Annotated in this window: 18 protein-coding genes; 7 read left to right on the top strand and 11 right to left on the bottom strand. The window is 73.6% G+C overall.

Features of this window, described 5'->3' with window-relative positions:
* Positions 1-6: 6 nt before the first annotated feature.
* Both BLU82_RS26825 and BLU82_RS26820 read right to left on the bottom strand, forming a co-directional pair.
* On the bottom strand, positions 7-855 hold the full coding sequence (locus tag BLU82_RS26825) for a fumarylacetoacetate hydrolase family protein (protein WP_092623996.1): 849 nt from the start codon (positions 853-855) through the stop codon (positions 7-9).
* A gap of 27 nt (positions 856-882) precedes the next feature.
* Positions 883-2,094, bottom strand: a complete 1,212-nt coding sequence (locus BLU82_RS26820; RefSeq protein ID WP_092623995.1) for an alpha-hydroxy acid oxidase — start codon at positions 2,092-2,094, stop codon at positions 883-885.
* Between the two features lie 62 nt (positions 2,095-2,156).
* Between BLU82_RS26820 and BLU82_RS26815 the strand changes: the two genes are divergently transcribed.
* The gene (locus BLU82_RS26815) at positions 2,157-2,846 is read left to right on the top strand and encodes a FadR/GntR family transcriptional regulator (RefSeq protein ID WP_092623994.1); all 690 of its coding nucleotides are present in this window, start codon (positions 2,157-2,159) and stop codon (positions 2,844-2,846) included.
* 15 nt (positions 2,847-2,861) lie between these two features.
* Here the strand turns inward: BLU82_RS26815 and BLU82_RS26810 are convergent, their stop codons facing one another.
* On the bottom strand, positions 2,862-3,233 hold the full coding sequence (locus BLU82_RS26810) for a hypothetical protein (RefSeq protein ID WP_092623993.1): 372 nt from the start codon (positions 3,231-3,233) through the stop codon (positions 2,862-2,864).
* 225 nt (positions 3,234-3,458) lie between these two features.
* Between BLU82_RS26810 and BLU82_RS26805 the strand changes: the two genes are divergently transcribed.
* Positions 3,459-4,745 carry a sugar phosphate isomerase/epimerase gene (locus BLU82_RS26805; RefSeq protein WP_092623992.1) on the top strand — a complete coding sequence of 429 codons (1,287 nt, stop codon included), beginning with the start codon at positions 3,459-3,461 and terminating at the stop codon, positions 4,743-4,745.
* A gap of 105 nt (positions 4,746-4,850) precedes the next feature.
* Here BLU82_RS26805 and BLU82_RS26800 read toward each other — a convergent pair whose 3' ends face one another.
* Positions 4,851-8,567, bottom strand: coding sequence for an ABC transporter ATP-binding protein (locus tag BLU82_RS26800; protein ID WP_172885708.1), 3,717 nt, complete (start codon positions 8,565-8,567; stop codon positions 4,851-4,853).
* 83 nt (positions 8,568-8,650) lie between these two features.
* Positions 8,651-9,232, bottom strand: a complete 582-nt coding sequence (locus BLU82_RS26795; RefSeq protein ID WP_092623990.1) for a Uma2 family endonuclease — start codon at positions 9,230-9,232, stop codon at positions 8,651-8,653.
* 198 nt (positions 9,233-9,430) lie between these two features.
* On the opposite strand from BLU82_RS26795, the gene BLU82_RS26790 reads away from it, so the two are divergent.
* The 4 genes from BLU82_RS26790 to BLU82_RS26775 all read left to right on the top strand — a co-directional run bounded on the left by BLU82_RS26790 (position 9,431) and on the right by BLU82_RS26775 (position 14,531).
* A complete protein-coding gene (locus tag BLU82_RS26790) occupies positions 9,431-11,071 on the top strand; it encodes a molybdopterin-dependent oxidoreductase (RefSeq protein ID WP_092623989.1) in 1,641 nt (546 codons plus the stop codon).
* Between the two features lie 51 nt (positions 11,072-11,122).
* Positions 11,123-11,806, top strand: a complete 684-nt coding sequence (locus BLU82_RS26785) for a fasciclin domain-containing protein (RefSeq protein WP_092623988.1) — start codon at positions 11,123-11,125, stop codon at positions 11,804-11,806.
* A 143-nt stretch (positions 11,807-11,949) separates the two neighbouring features.
* Positions 11,950-12,450, top strand: a complete 501-nt coding sequence (locus tag BLU82_RS26780) for a MarR family winged helix-turn-helix transcriptional regulator (protein WP_092623987.1) — start codon at positions 11,950-11,952, stop codon at positions 12,448-12,450.
* Between the two features lie 47 nt (positions 12,451-12,497).
* A complete protein-coding gene (locus BLU82_RS26775; protein ID WP_092623986.1) occupies positions 12,498-14,531 on the top strand; it encodes an MMPL family transporter in 2,034 nt (677 codons plus the stop codon).
* Between the two features lie 98 nt (positions 14,532-14,629).
* Here the strand turns inward: BLU82_RS26775 and BLU82_RS26770 are convergent, their stop codons facing one another.
* A complete protein-coding gene (locus tag BLU82_RS26770) occupies positions 14,630-16,087 on the bottom strand; it encodes an SDR family oxidoreductase (RefSeq protein WP_092623985.1) in 1,458 nt (485 codons plus the stop codon).
* 41 nt (positions 16,088-16,128) lie between these two features.
* Here BLU82_RS26770 and BLU82_RS26765 point away from each other — a divergent pair, with 41 nt between their 5' ends.
* Entirely contained in the window at positions 16,129-17,469 is a 1,341-nt protein-coding gene (locus BLU82_RS26765; RefSeq protein WP_370246223.1) for a deoxyribodipyrimidine photo-lyase, read from the top strand.
* On the opposite strand, the gene BLU82_RS26760 is transcribed toward BLU82_RS26765, so the two are convergent.
* The 5 genes from BLU82_RS26760 to BLU82_RS26740 are packed head-to-tail and all read right to left on the bottom strand — an operon-like array spanning position 17,442 to position 22,699.
* Positions 17,442-18,263: a DUF1295 domain-containing protein gene (locus BLU82_RS26760; protein ID WP_092623983.1), complete on the bottom strand. Its 822-nt coding sequence runs from the start codon at positions 18,261-18,263 to the stop codon at positions 17,442-17,444. The two genes, BLU82_RS26765 and BLU82_RS26760, sit on opposite strands and share 28 nt — an antisense overlap.
* Entirely contained in the window at positions 18,263-19,477 is a 1,215-nt protein-coding gene (locus BLU82_RS26755; protein ID WP_092623982.1) for a cyclopropane-fatty-acyl-phospholipid synthase family protein, read from the bottom strand. The genes BLU82_RS26760 and BLU82_RS26755 overlap by 1 nt, the downstream gene beginning before the upstream one ends.
* The gene (locus BLU82_RS26750) at positions 19,474-20,706 is read right to left on the bottom strand and encodes a cyclopropane-fatty-acyl-phospholipid synthase family protein (RefSeq protein WP_092623981.1); all 1,233 of its coding nucleotides are present in this window, start codon (positions 20,704-20,706) and stop codon (positions 19,474-19,476) included. The genes BLU82_RS26755 and BLU82_RS26750 overlap by 4 nt, the downstream gene beginning before the upstream one ends.
* Complete coding sequence (locus BLU82_RS26745; RefSeq protein ID WP_092623980.1) at positions 20,703-21,416, bottom strand: DUF1365 domain-containing protein; 714 nt, start codon at positions 21,414-21,416, stop codon at positions 20,703-20,705. Before BLU82_RS26745 ends, BLU82_RS26750 begins: the two co-directional genes overlap by 4 nt.
* Positions 21,413-22,699, bottom strand: a complete 1,287-nt coding sequence (locus BLU82_RS26740) for an NAD(P)/FAD-dependent oxidoreductase (RefSeq protein ID WP_092623979.1) — start codon at positions 22,697-22,699, stop codon at positions 21,413-21,415. Before BLU82_RS26740 ends, BLU82_RS26745 begins: the two co-directional genes overlap by 4 nt.
* Positions 22,700-22,795 lie beyond the last annotated feature (96 nt).

Here is a 22,795-nt window from a genome sequence, read left to right as displayed (position 1 = left end):
TGTGAGCTACGCGTCGGCGAAGACCTGGCGCTGCCGGCCGAGCCCGTCGATCTCCAGCTCCACGACGTCGCCGGCCCGCAGGTAGGGCTGGCCGGGCATGCCCATCGCCACCCCGGCGGGGGTGCCGGTGTTCACCAGGTCGCCCGGCTCGAGCACCATGAACTGGCTCAGGTACCAGACGACGTGCCCGATGCCGAAGATGAGGTCAGCCGTGGTGCCGTCCTGCCGCTGCTCGCCGTTCACCCACAGGCGCAGCCCCAGCTTGCCGGGGTCGTCGACCTCGTCGGCCGGCACCAGCCACGGGCCGAGCGGGTTGAACGTCTCGCACGACTTGCCCTTGTCCCACTGGCCGCCGCGCTCGAGCTGGAACTCGCGCTCCGAGACGTCGTTGGAGATGGCGTAGCCGGCGATGACGCCCAGCGCGTCCTCGGGGGAGTCGAGGTAGCGGGCCTCCTGCCCGATGACGACACCCAGCTCGACCTCCCAGTCGGTCTTCACGCTGCCGCGCGGGACCAGCACGGTGTCGTCCGGCCCGATGACGGTGTTCGGCGCCTTCATGAAGATGATCGGCTCCGGCGGGATCGCCGCGCCGGTCTCAGCGGCGTGGTCGCGGTAGTTCAGGCCGATGCACACCACCTTGCCGGGACGGGCGATCGGGGCTCCGACGCGCCCGCCCGCCGGCAGCTGCGGCAGGCCGCCCTCGGCCAGCGCGGCGCGGGCCCGCGCCACGCCGTCGCCGGACAGGAACGCGCCGTCGATGTCGCCGGTGACCGAGCTCAGGTCGTACACCGTGCCGTCGTCGGCGCGGACGGCGGGGCGCTCAGCGCCCCGGTCACCGATGCGCATCAGTTGCATGTCGTCTCCTCGTGAGTGATGTGCGGATCAGGGGAGCCGGACGTGGCCAGGGTTCAGCTCGTCCACGGTACGGGCACCGAGCAGCTGCATGGTGCGTCGCACCTCGGTGGTCAGGATCTCGGCGGCCCGGGCCACGCCGCGCTCGCCGCCGGCCATCAGGCCGTACAGGTAGGCGCGGCCGACCATGCAGGCGTCGGCGCCCAGCGCCTTCGCCGCCACGATGTCAGCGCCGCTGGTGATGCCGGTGTCGAGGTAGATCTCGGTGCGGTCGCCGACCGCCGCGGCCACGTCGGGCAGCAGCCGCAGCGGCACCGGCGCGCGGTCGAGCTGGCGGCCGCCGTGGTTCGACAGCACGATCGCGTCGGCCCCCGCGTCGACCACCCGCCGCGCGTCGTCGACGGTCTGGACGCCCTTGACGATCAGCGGCCCGGACCAGATCGAGCGCAGCCAGGCGAGGTCGTCGATGGTCATCGTCGGGTCGAACAGCATGTCCAGCAGCTCGGCGATGGTGCCCTTCCACGATGTCAGCGACGCGAACTGCAGCGGCTTCGTCGTCAGCATGTTCATCCACCAGGCCGGGTGCACGGCGGCGTCGAGCACCGTCTTCGCCGTCAGCGTGGGCGGGATGGTGAAGCCGTTGCGCACGTCGCGCAGCCGGGCCCCCGCCACCGGCACGTCGACGGTGAGCACCAGCGCCTCGAAGCCCGCGTTCGCGGCCCGCTTCACCAGGTCCTCGCCGGCCGAGCGGTCCTTCCACACGTACAGCTGGAACCACTTGCGCGCCCGCGGCGCCGCGGCGGCGACGTCCTCGATGGACGTCGTGCCCATGGTCGACAGCGAGTACGGGATGCCGGTGCGCTCGGCGACCCGGGCCACGGCGCTCTCGCCCTCGTGGTTCATCATCCGGGTGAAGCCGGTGGGGGCGAAGGAGAACGGCTGCGCGGCCGGCCGGCCCAGCATCGTCGTCGTGGTGTCGACGTCGGACACGTCGTGCAGGACGGACGGGCGGAACTCCAGGTTCGCGAACAGCGACCGGGCCCGGCGCAGGCTGATCTCGGCCTCCGCGGCGCCGTCGGTGTAGTCGAACACCGACCGCGGGGTGCGCATGCGGGCGATGCGCCGCAGGTCGGCGATGGTCAGCGCGTTCTCCAGCCGGCGGTCCGTCGGGTTGAGCGTGGGCCGCTTGGTGCGCAGCAGCGGCTTGAGTTCGGACCAGCGGGGGAGTTGTCGGTCGGTCATGGAGCGGCTCCGTGGACGTCAGCCATGTGGTCAGACCACACGGTATCAGTAGGGTTCCCAGCATGAGGACCCACGAGCTGGTGCTCCGTCAGGTGGAGGCCGATCTCGCGGCCGGAAAGCTGCGGCTGGGCGACCGCCTGCCCGGCGAACGGGCGATGGCCGGCCAGCTCGGCGTCAGCCGGCCGTCGGTCCGCGAGGCGATCCGTGTCCTCGAAGCCATGGGCGTCGTCCGCACCGCTGTCGGCTCCGGGCCCGACGCCGGCGCCGTCATCGTCGCCGACCCCGGCTCGCCGCTGACGGCCGCGCTGCGGCTGCACCTCGCCACCAGCCACCTGCCGATGGGCGACATCGTCCAGACCCGCGTGCTGCTGGAGTCGTGGGCGGTGCGCGAGGCGGCCGGCCGGGCCACCCCGGCGCAGGTCGCGGCGGCGCGGCAGCTGCTCGATGCCATGGACGAGCCCGACCTCCCGCGCGAGCGGTTCCACCTCCTCGACGCCGAGTTCCACGTCGCGCTGGCCAGCCTCGCCGACAACGTTCTGGTGTCGACGATCATGGCGTCGCTGCGCGAGGCGATCCACGGCTACGTCATCGCGGCCGCGCCCAACGTGCCCGACTGGACCCCCGTCGCCACCATGCTCCGCGCCCAGCACCGTGCCGTGCTCGCCGCCGTCGCCGAGGGTGACGGCGACCTCGCCGCCCAACTCGTCGCCGAGCACATCGAGGGCTTCTACAAGGCGTCCCGCCTGGCCTGACCCCATCCGCGGCGGTCACGCGTCCGGGAACGGGTCCTCCGGCAGCAGGCCGTCCAGCTCGGCGTCGGCGGCATGCACCTGCGCCACGTACTCGTCCTCGATCTCGTAGGCGCGCGAGCCGAGCCGGAACGTCGGCGCCGGGGCGAACTCGACCGGCCCGAGCCGCGTCGCGCGTGGATACTGCAGGTTCACGTCGGTCGGCCGGCCGCTGTGGAGCAGGCCGCCGGTGAGCACGGCGATGCGCCGGTCGGTGACGGCGATGTAGCAGTCGATGCCGGACATCACGCTGCCGATCCAGACCGTGGTGACCGGGATCAGGTAGCCGATCTCTTCTCCTGCCTTCAGGAGCTCCTGGCACTGGCGGCGGACGTGGGCGGGCACCGGCATGTCTCACTCTGGCACAGCGATCGGCGGGTGCGGCGTCGCCGTGGCGCAAATCGGACAATCGCGATCTCGAAGGGTCTCGAAGTTACGGCGGGATGCCGCTACTGTTTCCCCAACATCGGGGCGGCTTTCCACGCTTGTCGTCGAAAGTTTCGGCCGCAGCCAGCTCCGGTGCAGTGAGCATCTCGAGCAACGGTCCCGCACTTTCGACGGAGCGAGGAGACGACCATGGCTCAGGAACACAGATTGAGCCGGCGCCGGCTGCTGACGATCAGCGCCGGCACGCTCGCGGCAGCAGCCATCGTGCCGGCCACGCCGGCGCTGGCCGGCCCGCTGGTGAGCAACGTGCCCAACCCCCTGCTGCCCCCGGGCAAGCGCGGCACGATCCTGTACACCCAGCGCGACGCGACCGCGCGGCGCGGCATCTGGAACAACCCGGCCCCGACCATGGGCTACCTCGGCGGCCCGAACTTCCCCGCCGACCCCGACGACCTCGGCGAGCTGGTGCCGCTGCCCGGCGGCTTCCGCGAGGTGTTCCAGTTCCTGGCGAACGCCGGCTTCAAGCAGGTCGAGTTCGCCGGATACGGCCAGCACGCCGAGAACCAGGGCGGCACCGTCCCGCCGCTCTCGTCGGGCGGCCGGCTGCTGCGGGAGAACTTCCCCGCCTACCTCGACTACGCGCGGACGCTGCGCGGCTTCCTCGACGAGGCCGGGCTGGAGGCCATCGGCAACCACGGCTTCATCCCCAACAGCTGGCCGGGCGGGCCGAACGGCGGCATGACCGCCGACGACTACGACCGGTTCCAGATCGAGCTGGAGTTCGCCTCGATCGTCGGCATGCCGTACATGGGCACCGGCGGTGACCCGACCGGCAGCTCGGCCAAGGAGGCCTGGGACGTCGCCGGCCAGAAGTGGGAGGCGCTGAACGACCTCGGCCGCGAATGGCGGATCTCGATCTACCCGCACAACCACGCCGACGCCTACGGCTTCCTGCAGGACGGTCCGATGGTCGAGGTCACGGTCGACCGCGTCACCGGCAATCCGCTGCCGCAGCCGCAGATGGTGCGTGGCGAGTCCGGCATCCGCAAGATGCAGTACTACTTGGACATCACGCCCAGCACGAAGTGCTACTGCGAGATCGACATCTACTGGGCGCACTCGGCGCAGCACCGGTTCCGCTGGTACTACGACTGGGACGGCCAGCGCCGCGAGAGCATCTTCAGCCCGATCGACCAGATCGCCGCCCAGCCGCTGCGCTACCCCCTGTACCACGCCAAGGACGGCGACCGCCGCGACGACCAGCCCGTCGGCGTCGGCGAGGGCTACCGGATGATCCCGTTCGGCGACCCCCGCAGCGACATCGACTACGACGCGATCTTCCGGCGGCACCGCCCGCGCGGCTACCACAACCCCAACTACGAGGACGACTCCGCACCCGGCGGCGCCGGCGACCCGGGCCGGTCGCTGCGGCACGCGATCATCAGCGGCACCAACATGGCGAACATGGCGCGCTGAGGACTCCCCGGCCGGCCGGGCGACCCCCGGCCGGCCGGGTGATACCCCTAGAAGCACGCCCAGATCCGCCCCCTCCGACCCCGAGGAGCCGACCCCGCGCCGTCGTCAACCCGCCCGGCTCAACACCCGCTCCACATACCTCGGCGCCGGCTCGTCGGTGGCGATGCGCCCGTCCGCCACTTCCACCACGCGGTCGACCCAGTGCAGCGACTGCGGCCGGTGCGTGACGACGATGGTGGTGCGGCCGGCCGACGCCACGCGCATGGCCTGGTTCACCTTCCGTTCGCTGGCGAGGTCGAGGTTCGACGTCGCCTCGTCGAGGATGAGGATGGACGGGTCGCCGAGCAGCGCCCGGGCCAGGCACACCAACTGCCGCTGGCCGGCCGACAGCGACCGGCCGCGTTCGGCCACCACGTGGTGGTAACCGCCCGGCAGCCGGGTGATGAACTCGTGCGCCCCGACGGCGCGGGCGGCCGCCTCGACCTCGGCGTCGCTGGCGTCCGGCCGCGCGTAGGCGATGTTGTCGCGGATGGTCCGCGAGAACAGGAACGGTTCCTGCGGCACGTACCCCAGGTGCCGCCGGTAGCTGGTGACGTCCAGGTCGTCGAGCGGTCGGCCGTCGACCAGCACGCGGCCGTCGGTGGGGTCGTAGAACCGGGCGACCAGCTTCGACAGTGTCGACTTGCCGGCGCCGGTGCGCCCGACGAACGCGACCCGCTGGCCGGCCGGCACGTGCAGGTCGACGTCGCGGACGGCGTCGGTGGCGGCGCTGGCGTAGCGCAGCCGGACCTGCTCGAACCGGAGGTCACCGGCGATCGAGTCGACGGGGACGGCGTCGGGCCGGACCGGCGTCGACGTGTCCAGCGCCAGCAGCGCACGCACCCGGACCAGCCCCGTGCGGGCCCGCTGGTACACGTCGAACACCGAGGACAGCTGCTGGATCGGCGCGAACACCTGGGCGAGGTACAGCAGGAACGCGATCAGCGTGCCGAGCGCCAGCGTGCCGGCCTCGATGCGCTGCGCGCCCACCCAGAGCACGGCCGCGATGGCCAGCACCGAGAGCAGTTCGATGGCGGCGACGTACACCGCGGTGGCGTAGAGCCCGCGCAGGCTGGCGTCGACGTACTGGCGGCCGAGCCCGGCGAACCGCTCGAGGTTGACGGCCTCGCGCCGGAACGCGTGCGTCACCCGGATGCCGGCCATGCTCTCCTGCACGTCGGCGTTGATCGTCGACAGCAGCTCGCGGGCGTCGTCGTAGGCGACCGAGGCGCGCCGCCGGTACCACCACGTGACGGCGGCGGCGAACGGCACGACGCCCAGCACGACCAGCGCCAGCATCGGGTCGAGCGCGATGACCACGACCGTCATGCCGGCGAACGTGGCGATGCTGACGACGGCGTTGATCAACCCGACCTGGAACAACTGGGCGATCGCGTCGACGTCGGACGTCATGCGGGTCATGACGCGGCCGGCCTGGGTGCGGTCGTAGTAGTCGATGCCCAGCCGTTGCAGCTGCCCGAAGATGCGCACCCGCATCGCCAGCAGCAGCCGCTCGGTACTGCGCGTCGTCCACAGGAACCCGGTGCGTTGGTCCAGCCACAGCAGCCCGACCAGCACCGCCGCTCCGAGGCACACCCACAACAGCACGTCCGTGGCGCCGGCGCGCATGCCGTCGTCGACCGCACGCTGCACCAGCATCGGGTTGACCAGCGTGATCGCCGCTTCGAGGACGACCAGCGCGAGGCCGACCAGCAGGCCGCCGACGTACGGGCGCAGGAACGACGCCAGCCGCAACGGACCGCGCGCGGAGTTCTCGCGGCCGAGGTCGACGCCGGGCGGGTCGGCGGGCGGTGGCAGCGCGGCGATGCGTTCGGCGACCGCCGGCGGCACCGTCATGTGCAGGCTGGGCAGCGAGCCGGTGGCGTCCTGCCGCGACTCCCACGCCGACGCCGTGGCCTCGAACCGTCCGGCCCGGGCGTGCGACATCAGATCGTCGGCGCGCTCGTCGCTGCCGGGGCCGTCGCCGAACAGGTCGCGGTACAGCGTGTTGCGTTCCAGCAGTTCGGCGTGCCCGCCCTCGTCGACCACCCGGCCGTCGTCGACCAGGACGACGCGGTCGGCCAGCCGCAGCGTGGACTCGCGGTAGGCGACCAGCAGGACGGTCCGGCTGGCGAGGAACGGTTCGAGGTTGGCGTGGATGCGCTCCTCGACCTTCACGTCGACCGACGAGGTGGCGTCGTCGAGCAGCAGGATGTCGGGTTCGGCCAGCAGCGCCCGGGCCAGCGCGACCCGCTGCCGCTGCCCGCCGGACAACGTGATGCCCTGCTCGCCGACCACGGTGTCGTAGCCGTCGGGCAGCGCCTCGACGAACTCGTCGGCCAGCGCCGCGCGGGCGGCCGCGCGGATCTCGTCCATGCCGGCCTCGGGTTTCCCGTAGGCGATGTTGGCGGCGATGGTGTCGGAGAACAGGAAGCTGTTCTCGAACACCACCCCGATGCGGCGGCGCAGCTCCGGCAGCGACCACCGCCGCACGTCGATGCCGTCGACGGTAACGGTGCCGGCGTCGGCGTCGAAGAAGCGGGGGAGCAGCGACAGCGCCGTCGACTTCCCGCAGCCGGACGGCCCGACCAGCGCGACCGTCTCGCCCGGCCGCACCTCGAGGCTGAAGTGGCGCAGCACCTGGTGGCCGTCGCCGTCGGCGTAGGCGAACCGGACACGGTGGAAGGAGACCGCGCCGCCCTGCTCGTCGGCGGCGGCCGGGCGCAGCGGTTCGGTGATCTCGGCCCGCAGGTCGAGCAGTTCGCCGACCCGCTCGGTGGACGCCTTGCACAGCGGCGCGTTCGTCAGCACCATGCCGGCCACCCGGGCGGCGCCGATGAGTTCGGCCAGGTAGCCGGTGCAGGCCAGGAAGACGCCGAGGGTGAGCTGGCCCTGGATGACCAGCAGACCGCCGGCCAGCAGCACCAGGACCTGCCCGAACAGCGGCGCGCCCTGCAGCGAGGCGATGAACGGGGCGCGCAACCGGACCGCCCGGACCCGGGCCCGGAACATGTCGAGCAGCGCACCGTGCAGCCGCTCGGTCTCGGCCGGCTGCTGGCCGAACGCGCGGACGACGCGGACGCCGGTGACGGCCTCCTCGACCCGGGAGGTCATCTCCGCCTCCCGGTCCTGGGCGTCCCACCCGGCCGCGTACACCTGGCGGCGCTGCCGGTTCGTCACCGCGAACACCACCACGATGACGGCCACCACCAGCGCCGCGATGAGCGGCGACAGCATGAACATGACGACGACCGCCAGCAGCGACGACAGCAATGTCGCCGCCACCTGCGGGATCCAGCTGAGCAGCATGTGCACGTAGCGAAGGTCGCCGCTGATGCGCGACACCAGCTGGCCGCTCTGCAACTGCGCGTGGCCGGTGAAGTCGAGGCGCTGCAACGTGTCGTACACGTCGCGGCGCAGGTCGTCCTGGATGCGGAACGCGGTGGTGCCACCGACGTAGCGCCACCAGCCGGAGAGGACGAAGCGGGCTACCGCCAGGCCGATGAGCAGCAGGATCATCGGCAGCAGCGGCGCACTGCGGTCGGTGATCGCGTCGTCGACGACCCGGCCCTGCGTGACCGGAACGGCGGCGACGGCGACGGCCCAGGCCAGGGCCACGACGACGGAGATGGCCAGGGTGCCGCGGTGGCGGAGGAGGTACGGAGCGAGCCGGCGGAACGTGCCGGGCGGCTGTGAGGGTTCGGCTGACGCGACGGCCAGCGACGGCGTTGACGGCTTGGCGGTCTGGGCTGAGGGACGCGCGGACGCGGTGCGGCTGGGCACAGGGAGCTCCCGAAGCAGCGGTCGGATTGTGATCACCCCGACTGGGGGTCGGCGAAAAGCCTACGCCTGGCCGGTCGGGCGGATCAACGGTCCGGAGCCAGCTCCGCGATCTCGATGTCGACCTCGAACGGCGCCCGGATGGGTGCCGTCTGGCCGGCCGTCCAGGTGCCCACCTCGGTGTACGTGCGGGCGCCGTCGGGCAGCGCGTAGGCGGTGAGGCTGAGCTCCGGCTGGAACTCCGCCCGCCAGAAATGTGGGATGCCCGCGGCCGCGTAGGTGGCCGGCTTCAGGATGCGGTCGGCGGACTTCGACCCCGGAGAGACCACCTCGACCACGAGGAGCGCCTCGGACGGACGGATCAGGTTGCGGCCGCGCCGGACCGTGTCGCGTCGAAGCACCGTGAGGTCGGGGATGAGGTAACTGGGATCGAGGTCGATCGCCGTCGGCCCGTGCACCACGTAGGCCGCTGGGACGGCATCGCGGATGAGGTCGCGCAGCCGCAACCAGATGCCGTCGTGATAGAGGCTCGGCGGCGGGGTCATGTGCAGCCCACCGTCGACGATCTCGAAGCGCCAGTCGGATTCGGGCAACTCGAGGAGGTCCTCGAACGCCCAGCGTTGTCGGCTCGCCGGGAACTCGACCGCCGCCATGTCGACCACCACCATCTGGCTTCTCCTGTTCTCGTGAGTTTCGCACTGCTGTTCGGCATGCCGCCACTCTTGCTGGTCGGTGGGCCGTGATCCATCGGCAGATCGGGAAATGTGGACAACCGGCGAGTCCGGCCGAGCCTGTGGACAACCGGCCGAACGGCTGATTCCCGGGACGCGACCAATCCGGGCCCGGAGTCGCGTCGAACACGGGGCATGACGACGCACCGGTGGGGGACTCGAGCACTGGCCGCGCTGGCCGGAATCGCGGCCGGCGGGCTCACCCTGGGCGTCGGCGAACTGGTCGCGGCGCTCGTGGCGGAGCCGGCCGCGGCGCCGTTCCTGGCGGTCGGCAACACGTTCGTGGACCTGACGCCGGAGTGGCTGAAGAGCTTCGCCATCCGCACGTTCGGCGAGAACGACAAGCAGGTGCTGCTGGCCGGGATGGCCGGCGTGCTGCTGCTGGTGTCGGCGGCGGGCGGACTGCTCGAGCTGTGGCGGCGGTGGGCCGGCGCGGCGGTGCTGCTGGTGCTGGGCGCCGTGGCGGTCGCCGCGGCCCTGAACCGTCCGACGGCCACCGCGGCCTGGGCGGTGCCGACCCTCGCCGGGGTCGTCGCGGGCGTAGTGGCGCTGACGGTGCTGGTGGGGCGGCTCCGCGCCGTTTCCGGCGCGCCCGGGACCAGGGTGACTGCAGGCCGAGGCGACGACCCCACCGGCACCGACACCGACGCCGACCCCGAGGGGGCGGGCGTCGGCAGGGCGGGTGTCGGCAGGGCGGAGGCAAAGCGGCCGTCGCGGCGGGAGGTCGTCGTGCTGACGGCGGCGGTGGCGGGCCTGGCGGTGCTGTCGGCGGTCGGCGGGCGGCGGTTCGGGCAGACGCTGGCCGACGTGCGGGCGGCACGCGATGCGCTGCGGCTCCCGCCGCCGAGCGATCCGGCGCCCGCGGTCCCGGCCGGCGCCGAACTGGACGTCGCGGGGGTGTCGCCGTTCACCACACCGAACCCGGACTTCTACCGCGTCGACACCGCGCTCGACCTGCCGCGCGTGACGCCGGAGGAGTGGCGGCTGCGGATCCACGGGATGGTGGAGCGGGAGATCGAGCTCGACTTCGACGACGTGCTCGGGCTGGACCTGGTGGAGCGCATGATCACGCTCACCTGCGTCTCCAACGAGGTCGGCGGCGAGCTGGCCGGAAACGCCGTCTGGCTCGGCTACCCGCTGGCCGGCCTGCTGGCCCGGGCGAACCCGAGCGCCGACGCCGACATGCTGCTCTCGACCAGCGTCGACGGGTTCACGGCGGGCACGCCGCTGGACGTCGTCACGGACGGGCGGGACGCGCTGCTGGCGATCGGCATGAACGGTGAGCCGCTGCCGGTGGCGCACGGCTTCCCCGCCCGCCTCGTCGTCCCCGGCCTGTACGGCTACGTGTCGGCGACGAAGTGGGTCACGGACCTGGAGTTGACCCGCTTCGACCGCGCCACCGCCTACTGGACCGACCGCGGCTGGGCGGCCGAGGCCCCGATCAAGACGGCGTCGCGCATCGACGTGCCGGGGTCGTTCGCCGAGCTGCCTGCCGGCCGGACCGTCGTCGCCGGGGTGGCGTGGGCGCAGCACCGCGGCGTCGCCGGGGTCGAGGTGCAGGTGGACGACGGCGACTGGCGGCCCGCGCGGCTGGCCGCCGAGGCGTCGGCGGACACCTGGCGGCAGTGGTCGTGGGACTGGGACGCCGAACCGGGCAACCACACGCTGCGCGTCCGCGCTACCGACGGCGCCGGCGACCGGCAGACCGACGAGCAGGCACCGCCGTTCCCGGACGGGTCCAGCGGCTGGCATTCGGTGGTGGTGCGCGTGACCTGACTCCCCGACACGACCCGACACCCATCAGAACGAGCACGAGAGGAACCGATCATGAAGCTCCTGACCAGGCGAGTCCCCGTCCTGCTGGCGACCGCCGCCGCTCTCACACTGACGTTGTCCGCCTGCGGCGACGACGGCGACGACGACTCGACGGCGAGCGGCAACGGCGGCAGCGGCGACAGCTCCGCGGCGCCGAGCGAGGACGCCGGCGAGCCGGCCGACGAGATGACGGAGGAACCGATGGCCGGCCCGGTCGGCCCGGGCTGCGCCGACTACGCGTCCCAGGTGCCCGACGGCGAGGGGTCGGTGGAGGGCATGTCCGACGACCCGGTCGCGGTGGCCGCGTCGAACAACCCGATCCTGACGACGCTCGTCTCGGCCGTGTCCGGCGAGCTGAACCCGCAGGTCAACCTCGTCGACACGCTGAACGGCGGCGAGTTCACCGTCTTCGCGCCCGTGGACGACGCGTTCGCAGCGGTCGACCCGGCCACGCTGACGACGCTGTCGACCGACGCCGACCTGCTGACGACGGTGCTGACGTACCACGTGGTGCCCGGCCAGCTGTCGCCCGACCAGGTGGTCGGCGAGCAGACGACGGTCCAGGGCGCGCCCGTGACCGTCGCCGGCACGCCGGACGCGATGACCGTCAACGACGCCAACGTCATCTGCGGCGGTGTCACCACGGCCAATGCGACCGTCTACCTCATCGACGGCGTGCTGATGCCGCCGATGTGAGAAAGGGCGACCCGGAGGGATCGGTGGATGTTGCGCCGGCTCCGCTACGCGGCGGTGAAGCATGCCGCGGGCGCTCTTGACGCCGGCTCCACATCCACCGATCCCTCCGGCCCGCGGGCGCGGGTGTCTGCGACCATGACCCCATGGCGACGGAGACGCCCGGCGAGGCGGGGCCGAGGGACGCGCGCACCGACGCCGTCATCAGGCAGCTCCAGTTGCTCGGCGCCGAGATGGCCGACCTCGCCCGCCGCTTCGGTGCGGCCCACGACATCGACCACTCCGCCGCCCGCGCGCTGCTCGTCCTGGTGGCAGCCGCGCGCGAGGGCCGCGACGTCACGGCCGGCGCGATCGGGCGCGAACTGGGACTCTCGTCGGCATCGGTGACGGCGCTCGTCGACCGGCTGGTCGCGTCGGGCCACCTGCGCCGCGAGACCGATCCGCGCGACCGCCGCCGGGTGCTGGTCCGGCTGGAGCCGTCGGCCGCCGCGCTCGGCCCGGCCTACTTCGGCCCGCTGGCGGTCGACATGGCGGACCGGCTCGCCGGGTACGACGAGCACGACCTCGACGTCGTGCAGCGGTTCCTGACGACGGCGCTCGAGGCGCTCGTCGCCCACCGGGAGCGTGACGGGGCCGGGCGCGGGTAATATCTCGACGATCGAGATATTCGACCATCGAAACGAAAGGCCCGAGCATGCCCTCTCGGCTGCGCTGGCTCGTCCCCGTCCTCCTCCTGCTCGGGTGGCTGGCGGTCGGCGCTGTCGGCGGCCCGTACGCGGGCCGGCTCGGCGAGGTCGCCGAGAACGACAACGCCGCGTTCCTGCCCTCCGACGCCGAGTCCACCGAGGTCGCCGACGCGCGGGCGGACTTCCAGGACGCCGACGTCCTGCCGGCGGTCGTGGTCTGGGAGGCCCCGGACGGGCTGGCGCCCGAGGCGGCCGGCGAGGCCGCGGCCCAGCTCGAGCGGGTGGCCGGGCTCGACGGCGTCACCCCGCCGGTCAGCCCGCCGATCCCGTCCGAGGACGGTAACGCGCTCACCGCCGTCGTCCAGATCGACACTTCCGGCGCGGCCGAGGTCGACGCCGTCGTCGAGGAGATCCGGGCCACCCTGGGCGAGGCGGCGGGCGCCGCCGTGCACGTGACCGGCCCGGCCGGGTTCGCCGCCGACCTGGGATCGGCGTTCGCGGGCATCGACGGCGTGCTGCTGGTGGTGGCGCTGGCCGTGGTGCTGGTGATCCTGCTGGTGGTCTACCGCAGCCCGATCCTGCCGCTCGCCGTGCTGGTGTCGTCGGTGCTCGGGCTCGGCCTGGCGTCGTGGGCGGTGTACCTGCTGGCCGACGCCGGCACGCTGACGTTGAACGGGCAGAGCCAGGGCATCATGTCGATCCTCGTCGTCGGCGCCGCGACGGACTACGCGCTGCTCCTGGTCGCCCGCTACCGCGAGGAGCTGCGCGAGCACCGCGGCCGGTTCGAGGCGATGGCGACGGCGCTGCGGCGGGCGGCCGGGCCGATCGTAGCCTCCGGCGGCACCGTCATCGCCGGTGTGCTCTGCCTGCTGCTGTCGAACCTGAACTCCAACCGCAGCCTGGGCCCGGTGGCCGCCCTCGGCATCGGCGCCTCGCTGCTGGCGGCGCTGACCTTCCTGCCGGCCGTCCTGGTGCTGCTCGGGCGGGCGGCGTTCTGGCCGTTCCGGCCGCGGTACGGCTCGGAGGCGCCGGAGCGCGCCGGCGTGTGGGACCGCGTCGCCCGGCTGGTCGGCCGGCGCCCCCGCGCACTGTGGGCCGGGGTTGGCGCGGTGCTGCTGGCGCTGACCGCGCTCGTGCCCACCTTCCGCGCCGACGGCGTCAGCGAGAGCGAGCTGTTCCTCGATCGGGTCGAGGCGGTCGAGGGTCAGGAGGCGTTGAGCCGGCACTTCCCCGGCGGCTCCGGCTCGCCGGTGCTCGTCCTGAGCTCGTCCGGCGACGCGGACCGGGTGGCTCAGGCGGCCACGGGCGTCGACGGCGTGAGCCCGGCGGCGAACGCGCCGGAGCCGCAGATCGCCGGTGACCGTGCGCTGCTCGAGCTGACCCTCGCCGACCCCGCCGACAGCGACGCCGCCGTCGGCACCGTCCGCGAGTTGCGGGCCGCCCTCGACGACGTCGGCGAGGACGTGCTGGTGGGCGGCCGGACTGCCGAACTGCTGGACACCAACGAGATCTCCGCCCGCGACCGCACCCTGATCATCCCGGTGGTGCTGGCGGTGATCCTGCTCGTGCTGATCGGGCTGCTGCGCTCCGTCCTGGCGCCCGTGCTGCTGGTGCTCACCGTCGTGCTGAGCTTCGCCGCGACGCTGGGCGTGGCCGGGCTGGTCTTCGACCACGTCCTCGGCTGGCCCGGCGCCGACCCCGGCGTGCCGCTGTTCGCGTTCGTGTTCCTCGTGGCGCTCGGCATCGACTACAACATCTTCCTGATGAGCCGGGTGCGGGAGGAGTCGGCGAGCATCGGCACGCGGCCCGGCGTGCTGCGCGGGCTCGCCGTCACCGGCGGCGTCATCACGTCGGCGGGGCTGGTGCTCGCGGCCACGTTCTCGGCGCTCGCGGTGATCCCGATCCTGTTCCTGGCGCAGATCGCCTTCCTCGTCGCGTTCGGCGTGCTGCTCGACACCTTCGTCGTCCGCTCGCTGCTCGTGCCCGCCCTCGCCTACGACCTCGGCCCACGCGTCTGGTGGCCGAAGCGCACGGATCGCTAGCCCGCGCCTGAGGGGCGGAGGATGCTGCGCCGGCTCCGCTTCGCGGCGGTGAAGCATGCCGCGGGCGCTCTTGACGCCGGCTCCGCATCCTCCGCCCCTCAGACGCTCGGACGAGCGGCCGTGCGGGTGATGTTGCGGGACATGCCGCCGAAGATGATCCCGTGGAAGGGCCACAACATCCACCAGTAGAGCTGGCCGGTCAGGCCGCGGGGCACGAAGACCGCGCGCTGGCCGTAGCGGGCGCCGTCGCCGTCGGGCGTCACCGTCAGTTCGAGCCAGGCCCTCCCCGGCACCTTCATCTCCGCGCGCAGTCGCAGCAGCCGGCCACGTTCGATCGCCTCGACCCGCCACCAGTCCAGCGCCTCACCGAGGTGCAGCCGGGCCGGGTCGCGGCGGCCGCGGCGCAGGCCGACGCCACCGACGAGCCGGTCGGCCCAGCCGCGCACCGCCCAGGCCAGCGGGAACGAGTACCAGCCGTTCTGACCGCCGATGCCTTCGACCACGCGCCACAGCCGTTCGGGCGGGACGGCGCACCGTACGGACCGCTGGTCCACCCGCACCGAGCCGCCGGACCAGGACGGATCACTGGGCAGCGAGTCCGACGGCGCACCGGCGGGCGACGCGGCGGACCAGTGGCTCTCGACCTCGCCGTCGCGCATGCGGGCCAGCGCCAGCTCGACCGCACGCTCATACGGCGTCGGGTCGACCGGCTCCGGCAGCAGGTCGCGCAGGTCGTCCTCGGTGCAGACGGCCTCGTGCTCGAGCGATTCGATCAGCGGGACCGCGATGGATCGCGGCACCGGCGTCACCAGGTTCACCCACTGCGCGGACAGCCACGGCGTCAGCAGCGGGACCGGCACGATCACCCGGCGGGGCAGCCCGGCGACGCGGGCATAGCCGCGCATCATGTCCGCGTACGTCAGCACGTCCGGGCCGCCGATGTCGAAGGTCCGGTTCGGCTCGCCCGGCAGGGTGGTGGCCGCGACCAGGTGGGCGAGGACGTCGCGGATCGCGATGGGCTGGGTGCGGGTGTGCACCCAGCGTGGCGTCACGCTGACGGGCAGCCGCTCGGTGAGGTGGCGCAGCATCTCGAAGCTGGCCGAACCGGAGCCGATGACCACGCCGGCCTGCAGCACGACCGCCGGTACCGGCCCGTCGAGGAAGATCCGGCCGACCTCGGTGCGCGACGCCAGGTGGTCGGAGAGCCCGGCGGTGGCCGGCGGGTGCAACCCGCCCAAGTAGACGAGCCGGCCCACACCGGCGTCCGCGGCCGCCGCCGCCACTGTCGTCGCCGCCCTCCGGTCGGTCTCGGCGAAGCCGCGCGTCGCCAGCGAGTGCACGAGATAGTGCACGACGTCGACGTCCTCCATGGCAGGGGCGAGGCCGGCCCGATCCAGCACGTCGCCGCGCACGACCTCGACCTCGCTCGCCCAGGGCTGGTCGCGCAGCTTGCCGGGATCGCGGGCCAGGCAGCGGACGGTGCGTCCGGCGGCGACCAGCCGCGGGACCAGGCGGCTGCCGACATAGCCGGTCGCGCCGGCGACGAGAACCCTCATGTCGGGGGTTCGTACCCCATCCGGGAGCGGATGGGCCTCGAATGACGGGTATGAGTCCGACGATGGAGAAGACGGCAGTGGTGCTGTTCACCCGCGACCTGCGGGTGCACGACCACCCGGCGCTGGCCGCCGCCTGCGAGCACGCCGACCGGGTGGTGCCGCTGTTCGTGCTGGACGACGCGATCCTGGGCGGCCGGAACGCCGCGCCCAACCGGGCCGCGTTCCTCGCCCGGGCGCTGGCCGACCTGCGCGAACAGTTGCGGCAGCGCGGCGGCAACCTGGTGCTGCGCCGCGGCGACGTCGTCGAGGAGACGATGGCGGTAGTCGCGGAGACAGGGGCGACGGCGCTGGTGTGCAGCGCCGACGTCAGTGGCTACGCCCAGCGCCGCGAGCAGCGGCTGGCCGACGGGTGCGCGGGGCGGGGCGTGCGGTTCCGGGCCCATCCCGGCGTGACGGTGGTCCCGCCCGGCGCGCTGGCCCCGGCCGGCGGCGACCACTACCGCGTCTTCACTCCGTACTGGCGGGCCTGGGACGCGGTCGAGTGGCGCGACCAGCACGCGGCGCCGCCGACGATCCCCGGAGCTGGCGGCGCCCTCGACCGGATCGGCCGGCTGCCTGCCGTCACGGACCTGTCCGACGGCGACTCCTCGCCCGATCTTCCCGACGGTGGCGAGACCGCCGGGCGCGCCGTCCTCGAGGCGGCCGTCCGAAGGGCCGGCGACGGCGAGCCGGACCTCGACGACCTCGCCGGCGACCGGACCTCGCGGCTCAGCCCGTACCTGCACTTCGGCTGCGTCTCGCCGCTCGAGGTGGCCAACCGGCTGGCCGGCTGTGCCCCGGAACAGGTCCGGCAGCTGGCCTGGCGCGACTTCCACCACCAGGTGACGGCGGCGGTCCCGTCCGTCGCCGCGAAGGACTACCGGCGCCGTGACGTCGAATGGCGCGATGACGCCGACGCACTGCGGGCCTGGCAGGAGGGCCGTACCGGCGTGCCGATCGTCGACGCCGGCATGCGCCAGCTGCTGCGCGAGGGCTGGATGCACAACCGGGCCCGGCTGGTGACGGCGTCGTTCCTGACGAAGAACCTGCGGGTCGACTGGCGGGCCGGCGCCGCCCACTTCTTCCGCTGGCTGGTCGACGGCGACGTCGCGAACAACGCCGGCAACTGGCAGTGGGTGGCCGGCACCGGCAACGACACGCGGCCCAACCGCGTCCTCAACCCGCTGCGCCAGGCCAAGCGCTTCGACCCCGACGGCGCCTACGTCCGCCGCTACGTGCCCGAGCTGCGCGACGTCGAGGGCGCCGCCGTCCACACGCCGTGGACGCTGCCGGACGACCGTCGCCGGGGCCTGGACTATCCGGACCCGCTGGTCGACCTCTGACGCGGCGGCAACGGGACGATGCCGCTGGTCCGCTCGACGTACTCGGCGTAACCGGGCCGCCCGGACATGCGCTTCTCGGTCAGCGCCTTGCCCGTCCCGCGGGCCAGGAAGAACGTCATGAGCAGCGGCGATGCGACGGTGGCCGCGCCCGGCCAGGTGACGCACGCGCACAGCCACAGGCCCCACCAGACGCAGGCGTCGCCGAAGTAGTTGGGGTGCCGTGTGTAGCGCCAGAGCCCACGGTCCATGATCCGTCCGCGGTTGGCCGGGTCGGCCTTGAACCGAGCCAGCTGGGCGTCGCCGACGGCCTCGAAGACCAGCCCGACCGCCCACACCACGACGCCCAGCCCGACCAGCCACCACGCCGGCTCCAGCGTCACGTACTGCGCCACCTGCACCGGCAGCGAGACGAACCAGAGGATCACCGCCTGCGGCAGGCAGACCCAGAGCGCCGTCACGCGCACCCTGCTGCCGGAATGCCGGGCGAACAGGTCCTCGTAGCGCGGGTCCTCGCCCTTGCCGTGGTTGCGCCGGTGCAGGTGGACGGCGAGCCGGACGCCCCAGACGACGGTGAGGACGGTGACGACCGCCCGCAGCACGTCGTCGCCGTCACCGGAGGACGCCAGCCAGGTCACGACGGCGACCAGCGCGAACCCGGCGCCCCACACGGTGTCGATGACGACGACGGCGCCGCCGCGGGCCACCCAAGCCACCACGCCGGCCATCAGCACGACGACGACGGCGGCGGTCAGCCCGAGGCTCGCCCCGAGCCCGTTCCACGCGATGCCGCCCATCAGCGCCGCACCGCCAGGATCTGGTCGACGCCCATGCGGCCCTCGTCGAACGCGGCCGCGCCGCCGGCGAGGTAGAGCCGCCAGACGCGCGCGGTCCGTTCGCCGGCCAGCGCGACGACGTCGTCCCAGTGCTGCTCCAGCCGGCCGGCCCAGCACCGGATCGTCCGCACGTAGTGCTCGCGCAGCGCTTCGACGTGGCGCAGCTCGAACCCGGCGGCCGCGACCATCCGTAGCGTCTCGGGCAGCGGGCGCATGTGCATGTCGGGCGCGATGTAGGACTCGATGAACGCGCCGCCGCCGGCCGCGTGCCGCCCCCGCGACATCTGCTGCAGCAGCAGCCGGCCGCCGGGGCGGACGGTGTTGTGCAGCACGGCCGCGTACTCCGGGTACCGCTTTGCGCCGACGTGCTCGCCCATCTCGATCGACGCGACGGCGTCGGCGCCGGTGACGTCGAGGTCGCGGTAGTCGCGCAGCTCGACGGCGGCGTGGTCGCCCAGCCCGGCCCGGGCGATGCGGTCGCGGACGAACGACGCCTGCGCCTGCGAGATGGTGTAGCCGCTGACCCGGACGCCGTACTCGCGGGCCGCGTGCAGCACCAGCGAGCCCCAGCCGCAGCCGACGTCGACCAGGTGGTCGCCGGGGCGCAGCTCGAGCTTGCGACAGACGAGGTCCAGCTTGGCCCGCGACGCGGCCGCGCCGTCGCCGTCGGGCACGTCCGGCGTCCAGTAACCGCACGAGTACGCCATGGTCTCGTCCAGCAGCAGCGCGTAGAAGTCGTTGCCGAGGTCGTAGTGGTGGCTGATCGCCGCGCGGTCGCGCCGCTGCGTGTGCCGTCGTCCGCGCAGCCGGGCCTCCTCGGGCGGGGCCGGCGGTGGCGCGCCCAGCAGCCGCCAGTCGCGAGCCGCCCGCCACGCCGACCGGACGGCGCCCGGCGTCGGCCGTGTCCGGGCCGCCGCGAACGCGCGCCGCGTGTGCGCGAACGCGGCGCCGAGATCGCCCTCCACCTCGAGGTCGCCGGCGACGTATGCCCGGGCCAGCCCCAGCTCGCCGGGCCGCCACAGCAGCCGGCGCAGCGCCATCGGCGACCGGAGCGCGACCACCGGCGCGTCCGCCGGGCCGGCCAGGCTGCCGTCCCACGCCCGGATCCGCACCGGCGGCTCGGTCCCGAGCACCTCTCCTAGCAGGCCGTGCAGCCGCGTTGCCGTCGCGGTCATCGGACCCCTCCAGTCCCGAGCGTGTACTGCTCGACGTCCAGCCGGCCGGTGCGGAACCCGGCCTCGCAGTAGGCCAGGTAGAACTCCCACATCCGCCGGAACACCGGGTCGAAGCCGAGCGCGCCGACGGCGTCGGCGCCGGCCAGGAACCGCTCGCGCCACTGCCGCAGTGTCTCGGCGTAGTGCGCGCCGAACGAGCGCCGGTGCAGCACCGACAGCCCGCCGTCGCGCCACGCGTGCTCCCGGATCGCCCGCTCCGACGGGATCAGCCCGCCGGGGAAGACGTACTTGTGGATCCAGGTCCACGAGTGCCGCGTCGCCACCAGGTGCTCGTGCGGCATCGTGATGGCCTGCAGCCCGATCCGCCCGCCCGGCGCCAGCGCCCGGCCCAGCGTGGCGAAGTACTGCGGCCAGTGCCGCTCGCCGACGGCCTCGATCATCTCGACGCTGACGACGGCGTCGTAGCGGCCCTCGACGTCGCGGTAGTCGCGCACCTGCACGTCGACGCGGTCCGTCACCCCCGCCGTCTGGACGCGGGACCGGGCGAGGGCGGCCTGCTCCTCGGACAGCGTGACGGTGGTGACGTGCGCCCCGCGCTCGGTCGCGGCCCGGACCGCCAGCGCGCCCCAGCCGGTGCCGATCTCCAGCACCCGTGCGCCGGGCCGGACCGCCGCGGCGTCCAGCACCGCGTCGATCTTGCGCAGCTGGGCCCGCTCGAGGTCGTCGCCGGGTCCGAACAACGCCGACGAGTACGTCATCGAGGGGTCGAGGAACAGCGCGAACAGCTCGTTGGAGAGGTCGTAGTGACGGCTGACGTTGCGCCGTGCGCCGGCGCGGTCGGCGAACTCGGCGGCCGGCATCGACGGCTGCGTCAGCCGGCGCAGCCGCTGCAACGGCGGCGGGACCAGGCCGGTCAGCCGGCCGGCGAACGCCGTCAGCACGCCGGTGAGGTCGGGCGCCGTCCACGCGCCGCTCATGAACCCCTCGCCGAAGCCGATCATGCCGTCGCGGCCGATGCGGGCGAAGAACTCGCGGGCCCGGCGGACCTCGAGCACCGGTGCGCCCGGCGCGGCGCCGAGCGCGCCGTCCGCCGTCACGACCCGGACCCCTGCCACCCGCGCGGCGTACCCGACCGCCGTCCGGGCCGCCCGCAGCCGTGCGCCACCGGCCGCGGGCGTGACGGCGACGTCCGGCCAGCGGCCGATGTCGATGCTGGTGACGGCGCTCATGCGGCCGCACCTCGGCGCGGGACGACGGGCAGCCGGCGCAGCCACAGCCGGACGCCCTGCCAGCGGATCAGCGCGCTGACCCGCAGCGGCGCCCAGGGGTAGCGCAGTAGCAGCCGGAGCAGCTGCGGCACGGTGGCCGGCCGGCGGCGGCCCGTCAGCGACGCGGCGAACGCGGGCACGTCCGCGCCGCCGGGCCCGGGCCGGAACAGGGTGACCGCCAGCCGCAGCCGGTGGCCGGGACGGGGGACGGACATCGCATAGCGGCCGTCGACGGGGAAGAACGGCGACACGTAGAGCTCCTTCGCGGTCGTCGCCCGGTCCTGCTCGTCCGGGTGCAGGACGTAGGCGTGCCGGCCTCCGTAGGTGTTGTGCACCTCCGCGACGACGCAGAGCGGCGCGCCGTCCGCGTCGTGGCACCAGAACACTGTCAGCGGATTGAACACGTACCCGAGCACGGCCGCGCCCGAGAGCATGAGCACGCGGCCGCCGCCGAGAGCCATACCCTTCTCCGCCAGCCACGATGCCAGCCCGTCCCGGATCGTCGCGGCGTCGCCGGCGAAGTGATCGCGGGCCCGGAACGCCGCGAGCGCCCGCGGCAGCCGGGGCAGGTCGTCGAGGTCGACGAGCCACAGGAAGGTGCCGTAGCGGAACGTCCGGCGGGCCCGCTCGTACCGCGTGTGCGTCACCGTGGCCAAGTACAGCGCCGTCACCAGCGGACCCCCAGATGCTCGGCGGCGCGGACGCCGGACGCGCAGCCGTCCTCGTGGAACCCCCAGCCCTGCCAGGCGCCCGCGTACACCGTCCGGGCGGTGGCGAGGCCGGGCAGCCGCCGCTGTGCCGCGACCGTCTCGACGGTGTGGATCGGGTGCGCGTAGACCATCCGGGCGACGACGGCGTCAGGCGCGATCCGGTCCGTCCCGCCCAGCGTGACGATGTACTCCCGCCCACCCGCCGCACCGCCCAGCCGGTGCAGCCGGTTCAGGTGGTACGAGATCGCCACGGGCCGCGTGCGTGCCCCCGCGCCGGGACCGCAGGCCGGCACCACGTGGTTCCACGACGCCCACGCCCGCCGCTCCCGGGGCAGCAGCGTCGCGTCGGTGTGCAGCACCGCCGTGTTGACCGAGAACCCGAACGTCCCCAGCACGGCCCGCTCGTCCGCCGTCGGGTCCTCCAGCAGTCGCAGCGCCTGGTCGGCGTGGGTCGCCACGACGGCGTGGTCGAACCGCTGCACCGTGTCCGACGCCTCGCGCACCAGGACGCCGTCGCCGGTGCGCCGCAGTCCGCGGACCGGGGTCGACGTGCGCACGGACGTGAGCTCCTTCGCCGCCCGTTCGACGTACGTCCGCGAGCCGCCGGTGACCGTCCGCCAGCGCGGCGACCCGCCGACCGCGAGCATGCCGTGGTTGTCGAGGAACCGGAACAGGAACCGGGCCGGATACCGCAGCACGTCCGCTCGTCCCGCCGACCAGACCGCCGACACCAGCGGCACCATGAAGTGGTCGGCGAAGTAGGCGGTGTGCCGGTGCCGGGCGAGGAACGCGCCGAGCGTCAGCCTCTGGTCCGCGTCGTTCGCCAGCAGTGCTCGCGCCCGCCGGTGGAACGCCGCGACCTCGGCGAGCATCCGCAGGAACCGCGGCCTGGCCGCGGACCGGCGCTGGGCGAACACGCCGGACGGGCCGAGCGCGCCCGCGTACTCCAGCCCGCACGACGCGCAGCTCACGCTCATCGACATGTCCGTCTCGGTGGTCGCGATGCCGAGTTCGCCGAACAACCGGGTCAGCCGCGGATAGGTTCGCTCGTTGTGCACGAGGAATCCGCTGTCCACCGCGACCGGCGCGCCCGCGCCCGGCACGTCGTGCGTGTGCGCGTGCCCGCCCAGCCGGTCGTCCGCCTCGAACAGGTGCACGTCGTACCGGCGCTGCAGCAGGTAGGCGGCGGTGAGGCCGGCGATGCCGGATCCGATCACCGCCACCGACGGTCGCGTGGGCTCCATGCCCGGGGTTCGCGGCCCGCGTGCGCGCGGATTGGTGCGGACCGCGACCAATCCGCCGTCCCCACGGCTGCGAACTCGGGGCAGTCAGGTGGACGA

Origin of the sequence: Jiangella sp. DSM 45060 (assembly GCF_900105175.1) — a bacterium.
Classification (GTDB): Bacteria; Actinomycetota; Actinomycetes; order Jiangellales; family Jiangellaceae; genus Jiangella.
This window is presented reverse-complemented; position numbering and strand designations above follow the sequence as displayed.